General features: G+C 60.5%; 11 protein-coding genes and 1 pseudogene. 7 read left to right on the top strand and 5 right to left on the bottom strand.

Annotated elements, in window-relative coordinates:
* Nucleotides 1–204: 204 nt before the first annotated feature.
* Nucleotides 205–1443, bottom strand: a complete 1239-nt coding sequence (locus A5906_RS36725) for an MFS transporter (protein ID WP_080134385.1) — start codon at nucleotides 1441–1443, stop codon at nucleotides 205–207.
* Between the two features lie 161 nt (nucleotides 1444–1604).
* On the opposite strand from A5906_RS36725, the gene A5906_RS36720 reads away from it, so the two are divergent.
* Nucleotides 1605–2855 (top strand): NupC/NupG family nucleoside CNT transporter, encoded by a 1251-nt coding sequence (locus tag A5906_RS36720; RefSeq protein ID WP_080134263.1) that lies wholly within the window; start codon nucleotides 1605–1607, stop codon nucleotides 2853–2855.
* A 134-nt stretch (nucleotides 2856–2989) separates the two neighbouring features.
* On the opposite strand, the gene A5906_RS36715 is transcribed toward A5906_RS36720, so the two are convergent.
* Nucleotides 2990–3517: a cupin domain-containing protein gene (locus A5906_RS36715; protein WP_080134262.1), complete on the bottom strand. Its 528-nt coding sequence runs from the start codon at nucleotides 3515–3517 to the stop codon at nucleotides 2990–2992.
* 213 nt (nucleotides 3518–3730) lie between these two features.
* Here A5906_RS36715 and A5906_RS36710 point away from each other — a divergent pair, with 213 nt between their 5' ends.
* Complete coding sequence (locus A5906_RS36710) at nucleotides 3731–5857, top strand: O-linked N-acetylglucosamine transferase, SPINDLY family protein (RefSeq protein ID WP_080134261.1); 2127 nt, start codon at nucleotides 3731–3733, stop codon at nucleotides 5855–5857.
* A gap of 197 nt (nucleotides 5858–6054) precedes the next feature.
* Here A5906_RS36710 and A5906_RS36705 read toward each other — a convergent pair whose 3' ends face one another.
* The gene (locus A5906_RS36705; RefSeq protein ID WP_018648592.1) at nucleotides 6055–6342 is read right to left on the bottom strand and encodes an usg protein; all 288 of its coding nucleotides are present in this window, start codon (nucleotides 6340–6342) and stop codon (nucleotides 6055–6057) included.
* 401 nt (nucleotides 6343–6743) lie between these two features.
* Here A5906_RS36705 and A5906_RS36700 point away from each other — a divergent pair, with 401 nt between their 5' ends.
* The 3 genes from A5906_RS36700 (at nucleotide 6744) to A5906_RS36690 (ending at nucleotide 11507) form a co-directional block, all read left to right on the top strand.
* Nucleotides 6744–7058, top strand: coding sequence for a co-chaperone GroES (locus A5906_RS36700; RefSeq protein ID WP_025037205.1), 315 nt, complete (start codon nucleotides 6744–6746; stop codon nucleotides 7056–7058).
* Nucleotides 7059–7106: 48 nt separating this feature from the next.
* Entirely contained in the window at nucleotides 7107–8747 is a 1641-nt protein-coding gene (groL, locus tag A5906_RS36695; protein ID WP_080140029.1) for a chaperonin GroEL, read from the top strand.
* 2550 nt (nucleotides 8748–11297) lie between these two features.
* Nucleotides 11298–11507, top strand: a complete 210-nt coding sequence (locus tag A5906_RS36690; RefSeq protein WP_161495483.1) for a hypothetical protein — start codon at nucleotides 11298–11300, stop codon at nucleotides 11505–11507.
* A gap of 299 nt (nucleotides 11508–11806) precedes the next feature.
* On the opposite strand, the gene A5906_RS36685 is transcribed toward A5906_RS36690, so the two are convergent.
* Together A5906_RS36685 and A5906_RS46555 are read right to left on the bottom strand one after the other, a co-directional pair.
* Entirely contained in the window at nucleotides 11807–12655 is an 849-nt protein-coding gene (locus A5906_RS36685; RefSeq protein WP_080140027.1) for a YopT-type cysteine protease domain-containing protein, read from the bottom strand.
* A 726-nt stretch (nucleotides 12656–13381) separates the two neighbouring features.
* A pseudogene (locus A5906_RS46555) lies at nucleotides 13382–13603 on the bottom strand (DUF7694 domain-containing protein); the annotation flags it as partial.
* Nucleotides 13604–17621: 4018 nt separating this feature from the next.
* On the opposite strand from A5906_RS46555, the gene trpD reads away from it, so the two are divergent.
* Both trpD and A5906_RS36660 read left to right on the top strand, forming a co-directional pair.
* Nucleotides 17622–18635 carry an anthranilate phosphoribosyltransferase gene (trpD, locus tag A5906_RS36665; protein ID WP_080140023.1) on the top strand — a complete coding sequence of 338 codons (1014 nt, stop codon included), beginning with the start codon at nucleotides 17622–17624 and terminating at the stop codon, nucleotides 18633–18635.
* Between the two features lie 253 nt (nucleotides 18636–18888).
* Nucleotides 18889–19065: a P-loop NTPase family protein gene (locus A5906_RS36660; RefSeq protein ID WP_245327104.1), complete on the top strand. Its 177-nt coding sequence runs from the start codon at nucleotides 18889–18891 to the stop codon at nucleotides 19063–19065.
* Nucleotides 19066–19460 lie beyond the last annotated feature (395 nt).

The following is a 19460-nucleotide window of genomic DNA, read 5'->3' as shown; positions in this document are numbered from 1 at the left end:
AACTGCGAAAACAACCCCATGCACAGTAGGCGTCAAGTGGCGCCTGCTGCTGCTCGGCTGCGGGGGTGACGTGACCTAAGTCACCACGCTATCTCAACAATCGTCATTGCGAGCGCAGCGAAGCAATCCAGGCTGCCTCCGCGGCGAGATTCTGGATTGCTTCGTCGCAAGAGCTCCTCGTAATGACGTGGAGGGAGCGGGGGCCTACTCCAAGCTCTCCACCTGCCGCAGGGTCGGAAACAGTTTCATCCACAACAGCGCCACCGCGACCGTGCAGATGCCGCCGAGCACGGCGGCGGGCATGGTGCCGAACAGTGCCGCCGTGAGCCCGCTCTCGAACTGGCCGAGCTGGTTGGAGGCGTTGATGAACAGGAAATTCACCGCGCCCACACGGCCGCGCATCTCGTCCGGCGTCGACAGCTGCACCAGCGAGAAGCGGATCACGACGCTGATCGTGTCGGCCGCGCCGAGGATCGCGAGCGACAGCACCGACAGCCACATCCAGGACGACAGCGCGAACACGATCGTGGCAAGGCCGAACACGATCACGGCCTGGAACATGCGCAGGCCCACATGGCGCGAGATGGCGTGGCGCGCCAGCACCATGGTCATCAGCAGCGCGCCGACCGCAGGCGCGGCACGGAGCACACCGAGACCCACCGGGCCGGTCTGCAGAATGTCGCGGGCATAGATCGGCAAGAGCGCGGTGACGCCGCCGAACAGCACCGCGAACAGATCGAGCGAGATGGTGCCGAGGATCGCGGGATTGCTGCGGATGAAGCGGACCCCGGCGAAGATATTGTCCGCATCGTCCATGTCCTTGGCCACCGCCTGCGGACGCGGCCGGATGAAGCCGGTAAGGATCATCCCCACGATCCAGAACAGCAGCATCACGGCATAGGCGAGATGCGGCGCGATCGCGTAGGCGAAACCGCCAAGCGCGGGACCGGTGATGGTCGCGACCTGCCCCGCACCGCTCGCGACCGCCGTGGCGCGCTGGAGCGATCCCTGCGGCGCGATCAGCGGCAGCAGCGCGGCGGTGGTCGGGCTCTCGAACGCGCCGGCGATGCCGAGCACGAAGGTCGCGATGAAGATCTGCACCTCGCTGACCGCGCCGAGATAGGTGATGACGCCGAGATAAAGCGCCGTCAGGGCTTCCACGAGCTGGCAGAGCTGGACCACACGCTTGCGCTCGAAACGGTCGGCGGCGTGGCCGGCGACGAACACGAGCAGCGCCGTCGGCAGGAACTGCACGAGCCCGACCATCCCGAGGTCGAAGGCCGAGCCGGTGAGATCGTAGATCTGCCAGCCGATCGCGACCGCGGCGATCTGGCTGGAGAAGCGCGACAGGCTGCGCGAGAGCAGGAAGTACAGGAAGGCGCGGTGGGCGAGGAGCGCGCCGGCGCTGACCGGCGGATTTTGGGATATTGGCTGCTCTGGCATCGCCTTTTCGGTCACCTCGGGCGGTCCGCCCCCTTATCTCGATGGGTCTCCCCGCGTGGCTGAGACGGGTCCGCTTGTCAACAACGGGGCGCTTCCGCGGCCTGTCGGCATTGCCTTTGCAACGCAGGCGCGGCCATAATCATTGGGGGTTTGGGGACATCATGCTTCGCCTGCAATCGGCACTCGGCATTTTCGCATTGCTGCTGATCGCCTTCGCGCTCGCAGAGAATCGCCGCGCGGTCTCGCTGCGCCAGGCGGCGATCGGCCTCGCCGTGACCTTCGTCACCGCGGTCGTGCTGCTGAAACTGCCGGTCGTCGCCCATGCCTTCGGCACCATCAACGATGCGGTCGGCGCGATCTCGGCGGCCTCGCGCGCAGGCTCCGCCTTCGTGTTCGGCTATATCGGCGGCGGCACCCTGCCCTTCGACCTGAAGGTGCCCGGCGCGGACTTCATCCTGGCGTTCCAGGCGCTGCCGATCGTGCTGGTTATGAGCGTGCTGACGACGCTGCTGTTCTACTGGCGCGTGCTGCCGCCGATCGTGCGCGGCATGGCCTGGCTGCTGGAGCGGACGCTCGGCGTCGGCGGCGCGGTCGGGCTCTCGACCGCCGCCAACATCTTCCTCGGCATGGTCGAGGCGCCGCTGTTCGTGCGGCCGTATCTGGCGCAGATGACCCGCAGCGAATTGTTCCTGGTCATGACCGGCGGCATGGCCGGCATCGCCGGCACCGTGCTGGTGCTCTATGCGACGCTCCTTGCTCCTCTTATTCCTGATGCGGCCGCGCATTTCGTCATCGCTTCCGTGCTGGGCGCGCCGGCCGCGATCCTCGTCAGCCTGATCATGGTGCCGGAGACCTCGGACAAGCGCACCGGCGGCGCGCTGGAGGATCCGGAGATGGAGGTCGCGAGCACGATGGATGCGATCGTGAAAGGCACGAGCGCGGGGCTCGAGCTGTTGCTCAACATCGTCGCGATGCTCCTCGTGCTCGTGGCGCTGGTCTACCTCGTCAACGCCATCCTCGGCCTCTTGCCAAACATCGGCGGCGCCGCGATCTCGCTGCAGCGCCTGCTGGGCCTTGTCATGGCGCCGGTGTGCTGGCTGATGGGTTTGCCGTGGGACCAGGCGGTAACGGCCGGCAGCCTGATGGGCACCAAGACCGTGCTCAATGAGCTGATCGCCTATGTCGACTTCTCGAAACTGCCGCCCGATACGCTCGATCCACGCTCGCGCCTGATCATGCTCTACGCGATGTGCGGCTTCGCCAACTTCGCCAGCCTCGGCATCATGATCGGCGGGCTGGGTGTGATGGCGCCGGAGCGGCGCGAGGAGATCAACGCGCTCGGGCTGAAGTCGATCGTATCGGGGACGCTGACGACGTGCCTGATGGGGGCGGTGGTGGGGGTGCTGAGTTAGCTCTCTCCACCCGTCATTGCGAGCGAAGCGAAGCAATCCGGAAATGCGTCCCACGGAGATAGTCCGGATTGCTTCGTCGCAAGAGCTCCTCGCAATGACGAGTTGAGAGACCGGCGCGCTCTTTCCGCAGCCCCTTACGCCTTCAACTCCACCGTCTTGAACTCCGCCGGCAGGATCACCTCCAGCAGCTCCACATCGTCCGAATAATCCAGGATCATGTGCTTGATCTTCGGGGGCTGGGTCCAGGCGCTGCCTTGCTTCATCAAGGTCTCGCCCTGCCCGTCCATGTAGGTCTTCACCCAGCCTTTGAGCACATAGACCATCTGGAATTCGACGTCGTGGAAGTGCAGCTTCGAGACCTCCGCCGGATCGCAGGGGCCTTGCAGGCGTATCACGTGCGCCTGCGCCAGGCCATGGGTCGCAGCGGCAATGCCGAGGTCGCGGTATTTTGCGTAGGCACGCAGGCCGTCGGCCTTGAAGTCTTCTTCGCGATGATGGCTGATCGCGATGCGCTGCCTGGGGCGCGCCGGCTTCTTCGGTGCGGCCGCGCGCGCCTTTGTCTTCACCGCCTTGCGCGCCGAGGATCGCGCCGCCGCCTTGGTGCCGCTCCGCTTCTTGACCGCGGTCTTGGTTGCGGGTCTTGATGCCTTTTGCCTGGCCATTGTCTGTCTCCCTGATCTGAGCCGCGCCCGCCGGACGGGGACAACCCAACGGTAGATTAGCCAGTCCTGGACCGGGCAGCAATTGCGGGCCAGTCAACGCGATGACCACAACCGCTCGTAGCTTGCCCGAAGCTGTCGTCACGAACGGCCGTCGTCTCGTATTCGCGCCCTCGCCGACTTAATCTCCCATAAGAGATTCTGGGGGATTGATTGATGAGCAACAGCGTAGGTCAGCGTGCATTTCACAATGCCCGGCTTCAAAAGCGACAGAAAGCCGAAGTGCTGCCATTGCTCGGGCTGGCCCTCCAGCTGCACAAGCAAGGGCTTCTCTCCGAGGCCCGGGCCGGCTACCGCCAGGTCTTGCAGCTTGCGCCCAACCAGTTCATCGCGCTGCATATGCTCGGCAGTCTGGAGTCTGATGCCAAGAACTATCAGGAAGCCGAAATTCTGCTGAGCCGGGCGGTTGCCGTGGATCCGCAATCTGCCGATGCTCACATGAGCCGGGGCATCGCACTGAACAAGCTGCGACGTCACGACGAGGCCCGCGAGAGCTATCGAAGGGCCCTCGCCCTGCGCCCCAACTTCGCCGTAGCCCTGTCCAATCTCGGCAACGCGAGCGTGACCCTCGATCTTCAGCAAGCGCTCGATTGCTACGACAAGGCGCTCGCAATCGACGGAAAACTTGCCGAAGCCCACAATGGCCGGGGTTGGGTGCTCTGCCGTCTGCGCAATTACGACGAGGCCATCGCAAGCCTGAACCGCGCGCTGTCGATCAAGCCCGACTATGCCTCGGCGCTGGCGAACCGCGCCATCGCATTGCAGGAACTTCTGCGATTTGACGACGCCATGGCGGATTGCAATCGGGCAATCGCCCTGGCGCCCGACGAGATGAACGGGTGGCTCGGGCGCGCCTGTGTCTGGCTCCAGATCCCGCAAATCGCCGAAGCATTGAAGGATAGTGAGAGAGCTATCGCGCTCGATCCCGATGCCGCTCAAGCTCATTTGGTCCGGGGCATTTGTCTCTCCGCACTTGGGCGGGTCGACGAAGCCCTGGCCAGTTACGACAGAGCGCTCGAGATCGAGCCTGACTTCCCAGGCGCCATCTCCAACAAGATATTCACGCTCGATTTCGCGGCCGATGCCAGCGTCGAGCAGCATCAGCAGGCGCGGCAGGTCTGGTGGGAGCGGATCGGCAAGACGTTCGCTTCACGAGCGGTGGAAGCGTACGATAACAGCCGCGATCCGGATCGCCCACTGGTGCTCGGCTATGTCTCGGCGGACTTCAACGCGCATTCGGCCGCGTTCATATTCAAGCCGGTCCTGCAATACCACGACCGGACACAGTTTGAGGTCGTGTGCTACTCCTGTTCGTCGAAAGAAGATCCGGCGACCGCCGAATTCCGAAAGATCGCCGATCGCTGGCGCGATGCCTCGCAATGGAACGACGATCGCCTCGATGCCGAGATCCGCGCCGATGGCATCGATATCCTGATCGATCTGTCCGGCCACACCAAGGGAAACCGCCTCAGCGTATTTGCACGCAAGCCGGCGCCGATCCAGGCCCATGGCTGGGGTCACGGCACCGGCACCGGGCTGCCGACGATCGATTATCTGTTCTCGGACCCGGTCGCGATTCCTCCCGCGGTCCGGCATCTGTTTGCGGAAACGATCGTCGATCTGCCGTGCTTTGTGACGCTGGAGCCACTGCCGATCGAGCTTGCGCAGACGTCAACGCCGGCGATCTCGAACGGCTTCGTCACATTCGGTGTCTTCAACCGCATCAGCAAGATTTCGGACCAGGCCGCGAAAGCCTGGTCCCGGATTCTCGAGCGGGTGCCGGGGTCGCGACTGCTGATCAAGGATGTTGCGCTGGACGATCAACTGGTCCGCGACAATCTGCTGGCGCGGCTTGCAGCTTGCGGCGTGCCGGCCGAACGCGTCGATCTGCTCGGAACCACCTTGCGCATCGATCATCTGGCAGCGTTCAATCGCGTCGATATTGCCCTCGACCCGTTCCCGCAGAATGGCGGCGTCAGCACTTTGGAAGCCTTGCAGATGGGCGTGCCGGTGGTGGCCAAGCTCGGGCAGAGCCTGCCCAGCCGTGCCGCCGGCTCCATCCTTACCGCGCTTGGCCTGCCGGACTGGGTGACGGACAGCGAGGAGGCCTATGTCGACATCGCGGTGAGCCGTGCGGCTGAGCTCGGCGACCTCGACGAGTTGCGCCACGCACTGCCCGGACAGGTGCGCGCTGCGGCCGCCTGCAACCCGGTCGCCTACGCGCAAGCGGTGGACGAGGCCTATCGCGCGATGTGGAAGCGCTATTGCAGCAGCGGCGCTTGATGACCCTCAGGCACCGGTCGAGCAGATAGCGCGTTCACAGGGTTGGGCAAAGCGGCTTGTCCGCCATAGCTCGAAGAGCGACGCCGGATGCGTGCCCACCATCGCCAGCTGCGATCGCGGTGGGATGGTGGGTACGGCGCGAAGAGCGCGCCTTTGCCCACCCTGCGAGGCTGGTGCGACGAGATCGGGGCTCGCCCTCAATGCAGCCGGAACACGCCGTCGACGGCGCGCAGCTCGGCGGGCTTGATCAGCTTGGAATGGGCGACCGTCACCGAGAACAAGGGACCGTCGAGCTTCTCCTGCCAGAAGGCCAGAAAGTCGGTCAGCGCGGGAAATTTCGGAAACATGTCGTAGTTCTGCCAGACATAGGTCTGGAGCAGCGAGGGATGATCCGGCATCCGGTAGAGAATTTGTGCCGTCGTCAGCCCGTAGCCCAGCATCTGTTTCCGGAAGTCCTCGGAAACGCCCCCAACCCGCAGTCCCATGCCAACCTCCTTTGCAGGAGCGCATTCTGGGGGTGGCTTTCCGGTACGCTGCTTACGAGCCACCCGGTGGAGATGCGCTCACATGAGAGAAATGTGACGCAAACTGACAACCCATCTCAAGCTCAAAAGTTTAACAAGCTGTTGAAATTCAATGCGTTAGCAGCAGACATGCCCCCGTGCTAATACGGTCCCCGAGGGAGCCTCGAAGCGGTCTCCAAGGCTGGTTAACGATGGGAAAGAGATTCTGGCAGTCCCCGCTTCCGGGTGCTGATTTTTCTGCTAGAAGCCCTTGCCCCCGCAAAATTCCTGTCCTATTTCAATCTCGCTCGTGCTAGCACTCACGGGCATCGACTGCTAACAATTCAAAATCCTCAACTCGTGCAAATGTTTAGGAGGACTGCATGAAATTCCGTCCGCTTCACGACCGCGTCGTGGTCAAGCGCATCGACGCAGAAGAGAAGACCGCTGGCGGCATCATCATTCCCGACACTGCCAAGGAAAAGCCCTCCCAGGGCGAAGTCGTCGCCGTTGGCCCCGGTGGCCGCGACGAGGCCGGCAAGCTGATCCCGATCGACCTGAAGGTCGGCGACCGCGTGCTGTTCGGCAAGTGGTCCGGCACCGAAGTCAAGATCGACGGCCAGGACCTGCTGATCATGAAGGAGAGCGACGTGATGGGCGTTCTCGAAGTCAGCGAGTCCAAGAAGAAGGCGGCTTAAGAGCCCCTCTCCTCCCTCCAGTCAAACATCATCCAAGGAAAATTCGAGATGGCAGCCAAAGAAGTCAAATTCTCGGTTGAAGCGCGCGACAAGATGCTGCGCGGCGTCGACGTTCTCGCCAACGCGGTGAAGGTCACGCTCGGTCCGAAGGGCCGCAACGTCGTGCTCGACAAGTCGTTCGGCGCTCCCCGCATCACCAAGGACGGCGTCACCGTCGCCAAGGAGATCGAGCTCGACGACAAGTTCGAGAACATGGGCGCCCAGATGGTGCGCGAAGTCGCCTCCAAGTCCGCTGACGCGGCCGGCGACGGCACCACCACCGCAACCGTCCTCGCCCAGGCAATCGTGAAGGAAGGCGCCAAGTCGGTTGCCGCCGGCATGAACCCGATGGACCTCAAGCGCGGTATCGATCTCGCGGTCGAGGCCGTGGTTGCGGACCTGCAGAAGAACTCCAAGAAGGTCACCTCGAACGAGGAGATCGCCCAGGTCGGCACCATCTCGGCCAACGGCGACCAGGAGATCGGCAAGTTCCTCTCCGACGCCATGAAGAAGGTCGGCAACGAGGGTGTCATCACCGTCGAGGAAGCCAAGTCGCTCGAGACCGAACTCGACGTCGTCGAGGGCATGCAGTTCGACCGCGGCTACATCTCGCCCTACTTCGTCACCAACGCCGACAAGATGCGCGTTGAGATGGACGACGCCTACATCCTCATCAACGAGAAGAAGCTCTCCTCGCTGAACGAGCTGCTGCCGCTGCTCGAGGCCGTGGTGCAGACCGGCAAGCCGCTGGTCATCGTCGCCGAGGACGTCGAAGGCGAAGCGCTCGCGACCCTGGTCGTGAACCGCCTGCGCGGCGGCCTGAAGGTCGCGGCCGTCAAGGCTCCGGGCTTCGGCGATCGCCGCAAGGCCATGCTGCAGGACATCGCGATCCTGACCGGCGGCCAGGCGATCTCGGAAGACCTCGGCATCAAGCTCGAGAACGTCACGCTCAACATGCTCGGTCGCGCCAAGAAGGTGATGATCGACAAGGAGAACACCACGATCGTCAACGGCGCCGGCAAGAAGGCCGACATCGAGGCGCGCGTTGCCCAGATCAAGGCGCAGATCGAGGAGACCACCTCGGACTACGACCGTGAGAAGCTCCAGGAGCGTCTCGCCAAGCTCGCTGGCGGCGTCGCGGTGATCCGCGTCGGCGGCGCGACCGAGGTCGAGGTGAAGGAGCGCAAGGATCGCGTTGATGACGCGATGCATGCGACCCGCGCGGCTGTGGAAGAAGGCATCGTCCCGGGCGGCGGCGTCGCCCTGCTCCGTGCCTCCGAGCAGCTCAAGGGCCTGCGCACCAAGAACGACGACCAGAAGACCGGCGTCGAGATCGTCCGCAAGGCGCTGTCCTGGCCGGCCCGCCAGATCGCGATCAACGCCGGCGAAGACGGTTCGATCGTGATCGGCAAGATCCTCGACAACGAGCAGTACTCTTTTGGCTTCGATGCGCAGACAGGCGAATACAGCAACCTCCTCTCCAAAGGCATCATTGACCCGGCCAAGGTCGTGCGCGTCGCTGTCCAGAATGCCTCCTCAGTGGCCGGGCTGCTGATCACGACGGAAGCGATGGTTGCCGAGCTGCCGAAGAAGGCTCCGGCTGGTCTAGCAATGCCTGCGGGCCCCGGCATTGGTGGTATGGACTTCTGATCCGCGTTCTCAAATTCTCGATGACACGCAAAACCCTGGCGAGATGCCAGGGTTTTTCTTGCATCCAACGACTTAGCAACGTAGCCCTTGCAAGCCGCCCCAAGTGCCAGCCCATCGACCGATCTATGTACGCGACGGTGGGACCCATACCCAATTGCTTGCCACTTTTCTTTCTTGTGGCCAGACGGCTTGTTTGAAGCCCGGGCAGGCGCATCGTCAAAAATCACAAGTTATCCTTGGGAAGTGCCTTGATTGGTCCGCGCCTCATTTAGTTCCTCGCGGACTGTGCCGCCTCAACTCCGCCTCGGTGGGATCGGCCCAGTACACGGTAATTGCCCACTAAATTCCCAAACTCTTTCTCTTGCTTCCAAGCTCCCGTCTATCCCATGCAACGATGGGAGCGGTGGGGTGCCACGCAATAAGAGCAGCTATCTCTTCCGCCCAATGATGATTGCGACATTTTTCGAATGAGATTCTGCTTAATGAGGAGTTGGGCATAAGTCTGGTCGTGAGAGGGGTCGTCACCACCGCTTTGATAGTGCACACCCGGCTCCAGAGACGCGAATGGTGGGCACAGAAGTCGCGGGTGCTCGCCGCGAGAGGTCAACGTTGGCGGCCGTGAACACTATAGAGATCAGTCTGCTTGCAGTCTCGAACGATCGATCATTGGCTTCATTGGTGGCGCGAGTAAGACCGCCCGATGCCGAGAGCCATGGAGTGGCGGTGAACATCATTTAAACAGCTACGTGTGGCATATCGGCTCGCTATGCTGGGATTGGTACATGACGACTCCTTCACCAGGAGGCTCTCTTTGGGGGAACCACCAATCTCAACGCTGAGTGAGTCTTTGAAGAGAATGGGAAGAGTGTTGAAGTCAGCGCGCCTCTGATACGTCATATCGACAGGATAGATCTTGATCACCGACGGTGCAGGCGCAAGACCCCGGCCCCGACAACGCGCTTGGACTGCGCTTACGCCCACACTCTACCAATGTGTAGCCGAGGTCGCCTATCGCGCGCCGGCACGAAATTCTGTCGAAGTCCGCAATCGGGCCAATCGGACTCTGACTACTTTCCCTCAAGACGCGGCTTGTTCTATTCGCTCGCCTGTCCTCTCAGACGATCATCTTAAATTGGTGCAGTATGTCTGACTTCAGCGAACGCCGGCCATCTTTCCACGTTGCAGTACCCGCGCGCGACAATGCAACTTCCGCAAGCCGACGCATCCATGAGCACTGCCGCTTCTAAATTGAGGCAGACTCTGCTCTGAGGGCCTAACCTAATCTCACTCCTGGGCGGCGCGCCCCCCGACAAAGGCTCTCGCGCTAAAGAGGAGCCGACACCTCTTCTCAAACGGCTGCCACTCGAAAAGGATGGGCCGCCTCGATTAACTGGAGCGCGGTCCGTCCCTCCCCATGATGGTCAGCGTCCACGGTTGTCGGTACTGACGTCAGCGTGCTTTTTGCCGTGGCGGCTGTGCGATGGGGATGCGGGTTCCGACCTTGCTCGCAACGCCCCAAGAGAACACCCGAGCTGCCGTCCCACACTCAAAACCAGCGCCCCTCATTTATGGTGCTACACGCTCACTTGGGAACGGGGTTGAATCGCATGCCGCAACGAGATGACCGCTTTGACCTAGCCAGTGCCATGAGGCCTCTGTCAATTCAGGCATGATCAACAAAAGCACTACATTGACCATCTCCGTCCTCTGACAGTTTGGCTCAGCATCAAGATGCTCAAGCCATTCGATAACGGCGCTGAAGCTTGCGACACTCGCAGGCAGGTCCATTGCAAGGGTGGCGCACGGTCCTTTAGTGGAGCCGATCGAGGGCGCCCTTGAGCGATGATCCCGCTTCAGCCTACCCAGGCGCGCATATATTGGTTCTCCACTCAGACACACTACCGACGTTTTCCGGAGGACAACAACAGGCGGCATCGAGCGAGACCCTCCATCGGAGCGCTGTCGCATCCCTTTTTCGAGATTGATCGTATTGACCCAACGGTCGCGGCAGTCGCAGAGATAATGATGGTGATTCGTGAATGGCACACCAGAGCCGCCGGTTACCAACATTGATGGGCGATGATTCGTGTCGAGTTCGTCAGCTTTTGGAAAGCTAGTCCGTGTACAACGATATTGAAGTTAGTAGCGCGTGGTAGGGACAGCGCTTGCCCCGTGTATGCGTGGGGTCTTTGGCGCCGAGCCACGCTGCTGCTAACTTCAACCAGGAGTGTGGGTGTGCCGGAGACGGCGTCTGATCCATCCAACCAGTCAGCGCCGAGCCGCGACTGCGTTCCTTTCGGCCTGAGACGGGGATCAGATCCAAACTACCAGGCAATGTTCATCTAGATCAATGTTTATAGCCAGCACGCGCTCGCTCTGCTGCGAGAGCTCCGGGGCGTAACTTCAGGATGCCCCCCGCATTATTCGGAAAGTCATCCTGGCTGTAAGGGGCCTGCCGGATTCGACTTCGAGGCACGGCGGCCGATGAATCCGAAGCAGATCCGCGGCCTTGCCGCGCCATGACGGATGGTCAACGGCGAGACCGTACTGTTGCTCCGCCCGCCGGGCGTCGGCCAAACGTATTTGCCCAACGTGCCCAGGCGAGAGGCGATCCTGTTCGCTTACACCGTGCAGTTCACTGCGGCGACGGCGCTGGTCGCTGGCTTCGTCAAGGCGCATGGCAAGCGGCGCCTGGACGAGAAGCTGCTCGTGCTGACGAAGCCAAAGCTGCCGATGGTCGGCCAACTCGACTACCGCTAGAGCCTCACCCGGCGCATCAGTTCTGCCACTTGGTCAGCCGCCACTAGAAACCGATACGATGCTGATCCCGTCAAAGCGCAGCGTTGTTGAATCGCGTACCGTGTTGGCTTATCCGGTGGTCGCCCCCGCGAATCCCTGACCGGCTCTGCACCATAGCCTCGTGCTGATTATCCGCGGCGACAGCTACCGTTCCGCGACAGGCGAAAGGTCGGACTCTTCAAGCGCTCGCCGCTGACGGCCCTCCGGGCGGCTCCGCCTTCCTCCGTCTTGTCAGTGGCGGCGCCAACCTACAACCGACATCATGAACCGGCGGGCGGGGGCAGCTCTTCATTACGTAAAGGCCGTCTGACACTTTGTATGGCGACAGTCGATATATCAAGTCGGTTCGGGCTGCTGCTGTAACGGTCGGCGAGACTTTCGAAGAACTCACCCATCTGATCTGGTCGAACGGTAAACTCTCCATAATTAGGATCAAAGAGGGTCGTCATTCCGTTCGACGTCGACGTTGCAATTGTGTGGGCGCCACCTGCGGCGAAACGCAAGGAGACCAAATAGGCCGACTCATCGTTGGCGACCTCGCTCGCAATCTGGCCCATAGATGTGTCAAACTCATATCGCGTCTGTGCGGCGGACGGTTCTAGACCGGCTTCGCTTAACATCGTGCTTCTTGCCTCAAGGTTGTGAGATCCTTCCTTGAGATCTTCATACCGCGACTGCCGCATAGCCGCAGAGCTGTGGCTGTCAGTACCCGGCCGCAAAGCACTCATCCTGGATGAGGGGCTGCTTTGGAGATTGAGGAGCCACTCCGCTGTCAATCCAACGCAGATTCCGTCGGCATTGGCCTCAGCCAATTCAGCAGTCCTGTATTCAAACAGAGGACGGACATGGCTCTCTTCAGATAATGGATGCGAGCTAGATGACAGAGAGGATGGGCTGGAGTTCGACGTGCTTGGGCTATAAATGATTTCATCCGAGGTATGAGGCTTGCTGCAGCAGAGCCCCATTTTGTCCGGTAATTCCATAGATGGCAGGCTCTCCCGCCGCGCGATATCGGCGAGTGTTTGCGCAAATTCGCTGCTGTCCGCTGACCGACTGGGTCTGTCATCCAGATTAGGGGGTGTGGATTGGCCACTAACTCGATTATACATGCTGGTCCGCCTGTGCCTTCAGCGCGATTCCTCAGAGCGAGCGCGCCGATTATATCCTGCTGCCAATCCATATTGCGGCCAGCTGACGACGAGCTGACCACCAATTGGTTTGGCAATTTGGTGCCTCGACAGCTCGGCTCACGAGCGCGGCTCCAGACGGGGCTAATGGCCGACGAGCTCATGACCCACGCACAGCGATGGCAGGACTAGCTTGTGGAATTGCGGACGCAGTCAGCGTGACTGACGACCCTGGGCAGCGCCTTAGTCAAACAGGACTCGACCGTCAGCGTGGGCTCTATCTCATCATTATCGTGTTACGCTCCCCGGTCGGCACAGACTTCTTGCTCCAAAGAGTGTCGTCCGATTCCCTAACGACTGCCTTGTGACCGTTCGTTGGCGCAGTGAGATGCTCTTGTTGCTGCTGCTGAAGCACGTTCAGCACAGCTTCGAAAACGCTGGTTTGACTTCTGCTAAGATCCTAATTTCAATCCATCGTTCCTTCCATAAATGGCCCCAAGCACATTCGAGACATTTCTCTACTCGGATCAGCACTGTTAGCTGCTCCTGATGAATAGCTGCTAATTGAGGCCCAGCCGCGGCGCCCTTCGCATAGGCGATCGATCCTGACATATCCCCCTTGTGATACCCTCACTGGGGCGGCGCCGAACCGGTGCTTCTGCACCCTCTTCGCCTCACCTCACGGCCAGATATCGTTAACTCAGTCCGTCATGCTGTCGCGTTCATCCGAGCGAACAACATTGCCACATCCGAGGGACTCAATCCAACGATGCCTACAAAGCTCGGCGGCGGCATCGGAATGTCGCGATGAGTAGGTCTGCACAAGTGAAGGCAATATCGGCTGTTATTCACATATTGCGAATGTGGCGGATGCAGTCGGATGATGCACTCTTCCTCATCCCAGAAAAGGTCTTTGACAAAGCACATCTCCTCCCAATTCGGTCAGCGCCGCGGGGTCGAGACAGCGACCTGCTCCCAGCCAGGACGGACGATTCCGCTTATCTTGAGTTCACACCCGCAAGGCCCTTGCACAAAGAATAGACCGCAAGGGCCAGATCCAGGAGCAGTAGCGAACTGGCCGTGTTCTACGCGGCCGGCCTCCAGCTTGTCTATCATCTGCGCTCGCACGCCGGCTCCTTCCCCTCGGACAGCTTTGAGCTCGAGTAGATGACGTTCGCTCGTAACACGTCAACGTGCTCGGCTGTCGGCCCGGCGTCTCCGCACCACACTGCAGCGCAGCATCCGAGAGAGCCGCAGGTATCTATCATCACTCACTCTCCTGTTTTCAGTTGTCTATCGCTCGCATGCCGCCCTCGGGGGCAGCTAGTTGCCTGAGCATGAGGGGTGAACGTTCTGCGCGCTGGCGAACCGACCCGCCAATTTCACCTTCTCGCCAGTTATGTAATTGCGTCATTACCTCCCTCCAAAGGCAAAGCACTTTGCTCATCGATTCCGGGCAGTGTGAATCGCGCATCGCCGGGTAGAGCGCACACCAGCAACAGATTCCATCCTTCTCGCACGCTTCACGCAAAGGGTCAGCCCCATCCATGTTTCATGTCGACCTGCTTGAGCATACGAAATCACCGGCTCTTGGGTCACCTCGTCTTGAATGAATCGGTCTTCATCATGGCAATGCTCCCTGTATTGGCCTGCACATCTAGTTTCATGATGCTCGCAAAACCAGCGGCGACACTAGACCGTTCGGCCGACCTGATTGTTTCGTGAGGAGCGCACTTGATCACTCGCCACCGTCTCGCCGAGGCTAAACAGCCGCAATGCGCCATCTACTAAACACGATTGGGTTCCAAGGGATTCAAATCCGCTCGCCGTAGCCGCAGAGGCCTGGCATGACCCTTCTTCGAAGCTGATACCAGCGGATCGCCTGCTATCCCGCTTGTTCCTCGTAAGCTAACGGTCAGGAACAATGATTGGCTGATCTCATTGTCCGCAACTGCGAACATCGGCCGATTTTTCCGCGTCTCTAAGATGCAACTTCTAACTCGTTGTTAGGGTATGGCGCTCGCGAATTGCTCACCTTTTGCTGCTCACTGCAGCGTTGTGTTTCCGACATGAGCGTCGCGAATCCGACCTCGCGCAACGACTCCGTGTGGCCCCCACCGGCGCGGTCTTTTGCATCAAAGCGGCGCAGACACTTCTACGTCGTGGCACGTAGATTGCTGTGCTGACAGAACGCTCCCTCACTGCACCGAAGATGCGCGAGCAAACGATCGGCCGGATGGTCGCCGCGCAACAGACAACGAGTCTGACACTCGCCTAGTAACAGGACTGCGATTTATGAGTGATAGGAGGCATGAAAAGCTTGGAATTCTTCGGTTGATCAGCGATGGGCGTGATGAAATGCCACATTGGCGCGCACCAAAGCACACAATGTTCAAGCAAACCGGCACCGATCGTCGCTCCGGGCCAGCGCAGAAGAGGCGGAATTTTTGGCCTCTGGCCGCACTTCTCGCAAATGCGCTGCTTTGGGTTGGTATCTACTGGGGCGTCGCAGCGCTCTTTTTGAAATAATCTCATGCATGGCAAAGGCGCGGAAGGCTTGCGGCGCCTCTCGTGCGCCGCGGCCGCAAATTTAGAATTTGGGTTCTGCATTCGCAGTGATACGAAAGTTCGCTTTCGAGAAGCTGACTCAACAAATATACCTTAAGGAGCGTTGGGCATGCGGCCTGCTCCGCCCTCACGTACCGTGCGTCACACAACCCTCGAGGGCCTCGCCCGGTGGCCCCCTCAATATCCCGGTGCAGGCGGCCTGTTGAGCGATTTTGCCTAGCCGTTGAGATCAACGGGCTGAGACCTTTCTTATGGATCGCAGCGATCCCTTACAGCTCTTGCTCAGGCCACGTATCGTCCTCATTCTTGCGCATCTGCCAGATGTGGGCACGCCGGGCTAGCTTGTCGTACTCCAGGGCAATCCTAAGCAGCCTGTCTTTGGCTTTTCCGTCAACGAGCGCTTCCGCTTTCGTTCGCGTTGCTTCCGCGCGGCCTCGCCAGTGGTCGGGCTGGTAGAGTTTACTTTTCGGATTCATGCAGAGAGCATGCAATTCGTAGATCAAAGAAATGCGACACCGGTGCTCCGTATAATCACGTAGCAGCGACGCTGGTGGCCTCGGATGCCGAAGCAGGCAGTCCCCATCCACAGCAGCCATTCAGAATTCGCAAAGTACGCGTTGCAGACGGTGCTCGTGCGAAGAATGCACAGGTCCGACTGTCTCATACCATCGGCCCCACGAAGAGACTTGAATCGAACGTAACGTTAGATTGTACGATCCCGGACAGGTTGGGACCACCTCTGACAATCAAATGCTTCCTGACAGGCCACAGAATTGCGAATGTCTCATCGCATGGGACGATCGAATGGGAGACAAAGGCTGTTCCCGCCCCTGCTGGACGACATCGCGCGTTTCGAGATCGGCACGGCCGGCACTCCCATCACCGCAGCCTCAGCGGGCTCGACGCGAAGCACCCCTCGCTCACAGATGCCTAGCCCAACCTCTTCACATAAGTGGAACACAGGTGCGGCTACACAAACATAGTCTCAGCGTTTCATCATGGTCGCTCTGCACGATCGAAGGCATCATCAACAACGGCCTGAGCGCGCCTGGCTTGCCTGATCTCTCTACCTTGACTGCTAGCCTCGGCCGCCTCGACTCGGCGCCGCGCCGACTAGCCGTCATGTCGGCTGGCGATTGGGCTGGCCATAGTACCTCAGCAGATGTCAGGCCCCAGGCAATGCCTCGCGGATCCAGACATGCGCCGGCCGCACAATCACGGCAGCTCCAAAATGACCATCTGCTGCGCCGGCACAGCCGCCCAGTAACCCCTTCCTGCGCGGGGCTCTGCCGGTATGGAAGGTGTCGTTCCTGTCGTGATGGAGAGGTGACACGCCGCTCACAGCGAGAACGGCAAAAGTGACAACGACCTTGCCCGCACGCAGCTAACCAGTTCCGCCTGCTTCCCGGTTGGCAGGAAGATGCGCTAAGCGCAGCAAGAACGATAAGAAGCTCCACCGAATTGAAGACATACCATGATGCAAAAACAACGAATTCAGTTGGCTTCGTGCCTCAGACTCTACTACCGCGCCATCGCTCTTGGCGTGGCAGTGACAGCTGTAATCCTCGCGCCGGTCAACGCGCGTGATCGAACGCCGACTGCAGAGGAGAAAGAGGCCTGCATGGGGGACGTGTTCCGCCTTTGTAGCAGTCACATACCAGATCGCAGCGCTATCACTGCCTGCCTCAGATCAAAGCAAGATAGCCTCAGTCAGCCATGTCGCTACGTGATCTCCGGGCGCGACATCGGCAATAAGGGCAGCGGATCGAAGTGAAGATGCTGCGACCTGTCGGTCCGACTCCTCCCCAGAAGTCGCCCCACTTGAGGTGCAGCACGTCACCCGAGGGTTCGCCGGGCGGCGCACCACCTCAAGCGAGCGGATCAAGGGACGCGTGCGATCGCTCCTTTGAAGGTTGTCCAGCGCAAGCTCACTTAACCTCAGGTGGGGCTATTTCGCAGAGCCAGCTGAGCTCGGGCTGAAATCTACTCAGCACGATACATTCGAACCAGGCCAGGAAGCCGTTCGATGGATCCGCCACGGCGGCACCGGAAGGCCAAAAAGCCTTGTGATCAGGCCGGAACATCGCGGGCAAGCGGGCGCGAGACAGAGCGTCGTCTGGCATCAAGCAACAGTGCGCTAATTAGCGGCCGATTTCCTCCTGACGGCACCATCGAATGGAGAGAGCTTGACCCTCACCTAGCGTCAGGTTGTAGCGTCGCCACGGCCCACGCTCATCCAACGGCCGCCTTAAGCACTTATGGGACCGTAGCACGTGCGGATGCAGCCGGCGGCTACATCAAGGCGGTCGTTGCTAGGTCTCCGCAGACGCATGGTTGAACCGACGGCCCGCAGATTTTGACAAGGAACGTGTAAAGTACGATGGAACCGCTTAAATCGATCATCCGCAAAGTTGTCACCGGCGCCACTCTGACACGTGAGGAGGCTGCATCAGCGTTCGACAGCATGATGTCGGGTGATGCAACTCCCTCGCAAATCGGTGGCTTGTTGATCGGGATGAGGGTCCGCGGCGAGACGGTCGCAGAAGTCACGGGCGCCGCGTCTGCCATGCGAAATATAATGCCCACGGTCGAGACGCGATGCGATCCCATTGACATCGGTGGCACGATCGACACCGCTATGTGTTCGCTCAACGTATCGACGTGCGCTTCGTTCATCGTCGCCGGGGTCGGGATTCCTGTCGCCAAGAATGTCAACCGCGCTACATCTTCGGGCTCAAGCACCGCAGACGTGTTGGCGCGCCTCGGCGTTAAGGTCGATCTCACGCCCGACGCAATGGCACGCTGTGTGCAGGAAGCCGACGTTGGCTTCATGTTTGCGTCGGCCGAGTATCCGGCGATGCAGCGCATCAGCCAGATCCGGAGCACACTTGGAACCCACACGATGTTTAATCTGGTCGAGGCTCTGTCCAATCCGGCCAGAGTCAAGCGGCAGATCCTTGGGGTGTTCACTCCCGAATGGGTGCAGCCTCTGGCGCACGTCTTGAAGAACCTTGGTGCCGATTCGGTATGGGTTGTTCATGGCTCGGACGGGCTCGAGGAAATAACCCTTACGGGCACAAGCTTAGTTGCTGCTGTTGAAGCGGGTACAGTCCGCACGTTCGAAGTGACGCCGGAGGAAGCCGGGCTCCCCCGCTACCGCACCGATGCGCTCGAGAGCAGTGATGTCGAGGCTCATGCGGTTGAGCTGCGAAAAGTGCTTGATGGTCTACCAGGTCGTCTTCGCGATGCCGCGCTGTTGAACGCAGCGGCGGCACTGGTAGTGGCCGGGCGGGCCTCGACCCTGCAGGAGGGCGTGGCACTTGGACAAGAATCACTTGATCGCGGCGCTGCAGCCGCTCGACTGAACCGCTTGATCGCCGTTTCAAACGCCTGAGAGCCGAGCTGGCCAATGCTCGATTATGCAATCAAGAGTGCAGCTTACGCGTGCAAGAATATTCCAGCCGCAAATGCGCGTCACTTCTGCGGAATTTGAGTGAGCGCCGCCTACCCACGTCTCAGTCAAAACAACTCGCGCTGAGCACGTGGCCCGATAGCCAGCTCTTGGTCGACTCGGGGCTGTTCGAGCGTCGGTTGTTGAGGTGAGAATCCGGGACGAAACGTGCGTTGCGCGCCAAAGGAGACAATCGATGATGCCCTGGCAGAGGAATGAAGCACTGGGAAAGATGGAACGCATCATTCGGAAGTTTCGGGAAATGATCGATACAGATAGCTCGATTCCACCAGAGCTTCGGCGTGTGCTGCACGAGACGCTGGATGAACATCTTCTCGAGGCAAAACGGCGTGTTCTCCTGCGAGCGCATTAGGTGCGCCGAGGCCGTCTACACCGAAGGATCCACAATGACCAGCGGGTCCCTGTCCTCCCTCTTGGGCGGCTGGCAGGGAAACGGCATACATCGCTTCGATACAGCGCCTTGGAATCTGGGCGTTCTCACTCCTCAGCGGGCGCACGGGAGTTGTGCAGAGGCGAGGAATGACCTCAAAGGGGATATCACCGTGAATGCCGGTGTCTTCCGCGGCGGAGGCCAGCCAAATGCGATCGCGCAACCCAGCCATGGGCGAGTCACATCCGCATCGCGACCATGGTCCAGTCCAACGAGCTGGTGCAGAAGATTCTCGGCATCAGCGCGCGCACCGAGGACGTCAGGGTGAAGCTATCAGGCGAATTGAACATTTCGCCGAGACCAGCACCGGCGTTGCG

This window comes from Bradyrhizobium sacchari (assembly GCF_002068095.1).
Classification (GTDB): Bacteria; Pseudomonadota; Alphaproteobacteria; order Rhizobiales; family Xanthobacteraceae; genus Bradyrhizobium; species Bradyrhizobium sacchari.
This window is presented reverse-complemented; position numbering and strand designations above follow the sequence as displayed.

Excerpts from the sequence above, each read along its gene's own strand:
- A5906_RS36725 (WP_080134385.1), bottom strand. The coding sequence starts at position 1,443 with ATGCCAGAGCAGCCAATATCCCAAAATCCGCCGGTCAGCGCCGGCGCG.
- A5906_RS36720 (WP_080134263.1), top strand. The coding sequence starts at position 1,605 with ATGCTTCGCCTGCAATCGGCACTCGGCATTTTCGCATTGCTGCTGATC.
- A5906_RS36715 (WP_080134262.1), bottom strand. The coding sequence starts at position 3,517 with ATGGCCAGGCAAAAGGCATCAAGACCCGCAACCAAGACCGCGGTCAAG.
- A5906_RS36710 (WP_080134261.1), top strand. The coding sequence starts at position 3,731 with ATGAGCAACAGCGTAGGTCAGCGTGCATTTCACAATGCCCGGCTTCAA.
- A5906_RS36705 (WP_018648592.1), bottom strand. The coding sequence starts at position 6,342 with ATGGGACTGCGGGTTGGGGGCGTTTCCGAGGACTTCCGGAAACAGATG.
- A5906_RS36700 (WP_025037205.1), top strand. The coding sequence starts at position 6,744 with ATGAAATTCCGTCCGCTTCACGACCGCGTCGTGGTCAAGCGCATCGAC.
- groL (WP_080140029.1), top strand. The coding sequence starts at position 7,107 with ATGGCAGCCAAAGAAGTCAAATTCTCGGTTGAAGCGCGCGACAAGATG.
- A5906_RS36685 (WP_080140027.1), bottom strand. The coding sequence starts at position 12,655 with ATGTATAATCGAGTTAGTGGCCAATCCACACCCCCTAATCTGGATGAC.
- trpD (WP_080140023.1), top strand. The coding sequence starts at position 17,622 with ATGGAACCGCTTAAATCGATCATCCGCAAAGTTGTCACCGGCGCCACT.
- A5906_RS36660 (WP_245327104.1), top strand. The coding sequence starts at position 18,889 with ATGATGCCCTGGCAGAGGAATGAAGCACTGGGAAAGATGGAACGCATC.